Raw genomic sequence first — 4,667 nt, 5'->3', positions numbered from 1 at the left:
GTCAGATACAGCTCTTCGTACAGCCGATTCAGGATACCTGACAAGACGACTTGTAGATGTATCACAGGATCTTATAATCAGAGAGCCTGATTGTAGTATAGGAAGAGATTCAATTCCGGGTATGGTCATTGAGGCCTTCAGAGAGGGCAAGGAAATGATCGAGGAGTTTCAGGAGAGAATCACAGGACGTTACCTTGCAGAGTCTGTATATGATGCAGAGGGCAACATGCTTGTCAAGATAAATCATATGGTAACTCCTAAGAGAGCTGAGCTCATTGTTAAGAAGGGTGTCGATGCCAACGGCGTTCCATTCACCGTTAAGGATGACGATGGAAACGAAGTTGTAAGATCAGATGCAAAGCTTAAGATCAGAACAGTCCTCACATGTAAGTCACACCTCGGTGTGTGTGCAAAGTGCTACGGTGCGAACATGGCAACAGGAATGCCTGTACAGGTTGGTGAGTCAGTTGGAATTATCGCTGCACAGTCAATCGGTGAGCCTGGTACACAGCTTACAATGAGAACATTCCATACAGGTGGTGTTGCCGGTGGCGATATCACACAGGGTCTTCCAAGAGTTGAGGAGCTTTTCGAGGCCAGAAAGCCAAAGGGACTTGCGATCATTGCAGAGTTTGGCGGAAAGGTACAGCTCCGTGACAACAAGAAGAAGAGAGAGGTTGTCATAACAAACGATGAGACAGGTGAGTCAAAGGCATATCTTATTCCTTATGGTTCACGTATCAGAGTTCTTGATGATCAGGTACTTGAGGCTGGTGATGAGCTTACAGAGGGATCAGTTAATCCACATGATATCCTTAAGATAAAGGGTGTTCGTGCAGTTCAGGATTACATGCTCCGTGAGGTTCAGAAGGTTTACAGACTTCAGGGTGTTGATATCAATGATAAGCACATTGAGATCATCGTAAGACAGATGCTTAAGAAGATCATAATTGATGAGCCGGGAGATTCAGATTATCTTCCAGGAACACAGGCAGATCTGCTTGAGTTTGAAGATACAAATGAGAAGCTTATCGCAGAGGGCAAGGAGCCTGCAACTGGAACACAGATAATGCTTGGTATAACAAAGGCATCACTTGCAACTGATTCATTTATGTCGGCTGCATCATTCCAGGAGACAACAAAGGTTCTTACAGATGCTGCGATCAAGAGTAAGGTTGATCCACTTATCGGACTTAAGGAAAACGTTATCATCGGAAAGCTTATACCTGCTGGTACAGGAATGAAGAGATATCGTTCAGTAAAGCTTGACACTGATATGGAAGAGCTTAACTTCTTTGATGAAGATGAGGATACAGATGATTACGAAGAGTTAGAGAATGTAAATTCAGAGGAGATCGTATTTGAGACCCTCGATACAGCCGGAGATGCTGACGAAGAGTAATCACTCATTTGCTTGGATGTATATAAAAAAGTAGTGGCTGCGAAGCTGCTCGACATGAAGGATATAAGGGGAATCCGGGATATGTCAATTTCTCATAAAGGTATTCAGATATACCTGTGAGAAATAGGATATGCCGGATTTCTTTTTGGAAATATTTAGTAAGAAAGAAATGGAATAATATGGCTGCTGTAAAGAAAATCAATAAAGAAGGTATATTAGAAGCGGCGTATAACCTTGCCAGAAGAGAAGGAATTGCCGCAATAACAGCAAGAAAACTGGCAAAAGAGATTTCCTGTTCAACACAACCAATATATGAGAATTTTGTTGATATGGGAGCTGTTATAGAGATTACAACAGAGCGTATAAATGAGGTTTACGGTTCCCTGAAGACAAGTCTGTGTAAGAAAGAGAATGCGGATTATGTCAGCCAGACCACTATTGTCTGTGAGTTTGCAGACAGTGAGAGGGTGTTGTTCAGACAGCTCGTTGCAGACAATGACTCGGGACATGGACTGTTTAAGGATACCAGGACAGAGAAGATGTTAGTTGAGACACTTCACTGTGATGAGATTGTTGCAGATCAGATAAATGAGGAAATGCACAAATATATAATGGGACAGGCGTTTCTTGTAAATGAAGGTTATACAGAATTTGATCAAGCCAGACTGGCAATGGAAACAGAGAGAGTCTTTGAGTTCGTTAAGAAAATATTTGTCAAATAAATGCTTGACAGAGAAAATACTCGACTATATAATGATAAAGCATGCGTAAAAACATGCTTTATCATTTTTAATTTATATACAGGAGGTGAAAACATGCCAACATTTAACCAGTTAGTTAGAAAAGGAAGACAGACAGTAGAGAAGAAGTCAACTGCACCAGCTCTTCAGAGAAGTTTCAACTCACTCAAGAAGAAGCCAGTAGAGACAAGCTCACCACAGAAGAGAGGAGTTTGTACAGCAGTTAAGACAGCTACTCCTAAGAAGCCTAACTCAGCTCTTAGAAAGATCGCCAGAGTACGTCTTTCAAACGGAATCGAAGTAACAAGTTATATCCCAGGTGAGGGTCACAACCTTCAGGAGCATAGCGTTGTACTTATCCGTGGTGGAAGAGTAAAGGACTTACCTGGTACAAGATACCATATCATCAGAGGTACTCTTGATACAGCAGGTGTAGCAAAGAGACGTCAGGCTCGTTCAAAGTATGGTGCAAAGCGTCCTAAGGATGCAAAATAAAACATGCTAGAACACAATTCTAATTTGTGCTGGTAAGGTCATGTTTTTATATAGATAATAATTCAGATAGAAACAATTAAGACAGATAACAGCACGAACACATTCCATAATTATATAGAGAATGTGAGTACCGAAGATTTAATAAATAATTAAGGAGGGAAGAACCGTGCCACGTAAAGGACATATCGCAAAGAGAGACGTATTAGCGGATCCAATTTACAACAATAAGGTCGTTACAAAGCTTATCAACAACATTATGTTAGATGGTAAGAAGGGTGTAGCACAGAAGATCGTCTACGGTGCATTTGATCGTATCGCAGAAGAGACTGGTAAGCCTGCATTAGAGGTATTCGAAGAGGCTATGAACAACATCATGCCACTCCTCGAGGTTAAGGCTAGACGTATCGGTGGTGCAACATACCAGGTACCTATCGATGTAAGACCTGACAGAAGACAGGCTCTCGGACTTCGTTGGTTAACAGCTTTCTCACGTGCAAGAAGTGAGAAGACTATGGAAGAGAGACTTGCGAAGGAGATCATGGATGCAGCTAACAACACAGGTGCATCTGTAAAGAGAAAAGAAGACATGCACAAGATGGCAGAGGCAAACAAGGCATTCGCTCACTACAGATTCTAGTTATCTGTGTGAGCATGCATTTGCATGCATGCTTATGTGTATATGGGACACAATAGATGTGTTACGAAAATTAGCAAAAGGAGGACAATCCGTTGGCTGGAAGAGAATATCCATTGGACAGAACAAGAAACATTGGTATTATGGCTCATATCGATGCAGGTAAGACAACTCTTACAGAGCGTATCTTATACTATACTGGTGTTAACTATAAGATTGGTGATACTCATGACGGTACAGCTACCATGGACTGGATGGAGCAGGAGCAGGAGAGAGGTATAACAATTACTTCAGCTGCTACAACATGTCACTGGACACTTGAGGATCATCACAAACCAAAGGCTGGCGCGTTAGAGCACAGAATCAACATCATCGATACTCCGGGACACGTTGACTTCACTGTTGAGGTTGAGCGTTCACTTCGTGTACTTGACGGAGCTGTAGGTGTATTCGATGCTAAGGCTGGTGTAGAGCCTCAGTCAGAGAACGTATGGCGTCAGGCTGACACATACAATGTACCTCGTATGGCATTCATCAACAAGATGGATAAAATGGGTGCAGACTTTTTCTACTCAGTTCAGACAATCATTGATCGTCTGGGCAAGAATGCAATTCCAGTACAGATCCCTATCGGAAAAGAGTCAGACTTCATCGGTCTGATCGATCTGTTCGAGATGGAAGCATACTACTACAAAGATGATAAGGGCGAGGACATCGAGATCACAACTATCCCTGATGACCTTAAAGAGCTTGCAGACAAGTGGCATGAGAACCTTGTCGAGAAGATCTGCGAGTTAGATGACGACTTAATGATGATGTACCTTGAGGGCGAGGAGCCATCAATCGATGAGATGAAGAAGGTTCTTCGTAGAGCAACTATCGCATGTGAGGCAGTTCCTGTATTCCTTGGTTCAGCTTACAAGAACAAGGGTGTTCAGAAGATGCTTGACGGTGTTATCGAGTACATGCCAGCACCAACAGATATCCCTGATATCACAGGTGTTGATCCAGACGGTAACGAGGTTGTTCGTCATTCATCAGATGATGAGCCATTCTCAGCTCTTGCATTCAAGATCATGACAGATCCATTCGTTGGAAAGCTTGCATTCTTCAGAGTTTACTCAGGTACACTGAACTCAGGTTCATATGTACTGAATGCAACAAAGGATAAGAAGGAGCGTGTAGGACGTATCGTACAGATGCATGCCAACGCTCGTAAAGAGATTGATAAGGTTTACTCAGGAGATATCGCAGCTGCTGTAGGTTTCAAGCTTACAACTACAGGTGACACAATCTGTGATGAGCAGCATCCAGTTATCCTTGAGTCAATGGAATTCCCAGAGCCAGTTATTGAGCTTGCTATCGAGCCTAAGACCAAGAATGATCAGGGTAAGAT

4 protein-coding genes and 1 pseudogene are annotated in these 4,667 nt (G+C 42.6%); all 5 read left to right on the top strand.

Features of this window, described 5'->3' with window-relative positions:
- Positions 1–1,402, top strand: a pseudogene (locus tag ABUA34_RS13830) (DNA-directed RNA polymerase subunit beta'); the annotation flags it as partial.
- 179 nt (positions 1,403–1,581) lie between these two features.
- Positions 1,582–2,124 (top strand): hypothetical protein, encoded by a 543-nt coding sequence (locus ABUA34_RS13825; RefSeq protein WP_015534191.1) that lies wholly within the window; start codon positions 1,582–1,584, stop codon positions 2,122–2,124.
- Positions 2,125–2,217: 93 nt separating this feature from the next.
- The gene (gene rpsL / locus ABUA34_RS13820) at positions 2,218–2,637 is read left to right on the top strand and encodes a 30S ribosomal protein S12 (protein ID WP_004850608.1); all 420 of its coding nucleotides are present in this window, start codon (positions 2,218–2,220) and stop codon (positions 2,635–2,637) included.
- Positions 2,638–2,803: 166 nt separating this feature from the next.
- Positions 2,804–3,274 carry a 30S ribosomal protein S7 gene (gene rpsG, locus ABUA34_RS13815; RefSeq protein WP_004850607.1) on the top strand — a complete coding sequence of 157 codons (471 nt, stop codon included), beginning with the start codon at positions 2,804–2,806 and terminating at the stop codon, positions 3,272–3,274.
- Between the two features lie 140 nt (positions 3,275–3,414).
- Positions 3,415–4,667: elongation factor G (fusA, locus tag ABUA34_RS13810; protein ID WP_349823501.1), on the top strand; the 1,253-nt coding region annotated here is incomplete at its 3' end.

It is taken from the genome of Coprococcus sp. RTP21428st1_C9_RTP21428_210409, from assembly GCF_040227395.1.
In the GTDB taxonomy this organism is placed as follows: Bacteria; Bacillota; Clostridia; order Lachnospirales; family Lachnospiraceae; genus Coprococcus; species Coprococcus aceti.
This window is presented reverse-complemented; position numbering and strand designations above follow the sequence as displayed.

Bases quoted from the DNA above. Each gene is read 5' to 3' on its own strand.
- rpsL (WP_004850608.1), top strand. From the start codon at position 2,218: ATGCCAACATTTAACCAGTTAGTTAGAAAAGGAAGACAGACAGTAGAG.
- ABUA34_RS13825 (WP_015534191.1), top strand. From the start codon at position 1,582: ATGGCTGCTGTAAAGAAAATCAATAAAGAAGGTATATTAGAAGCGGCG.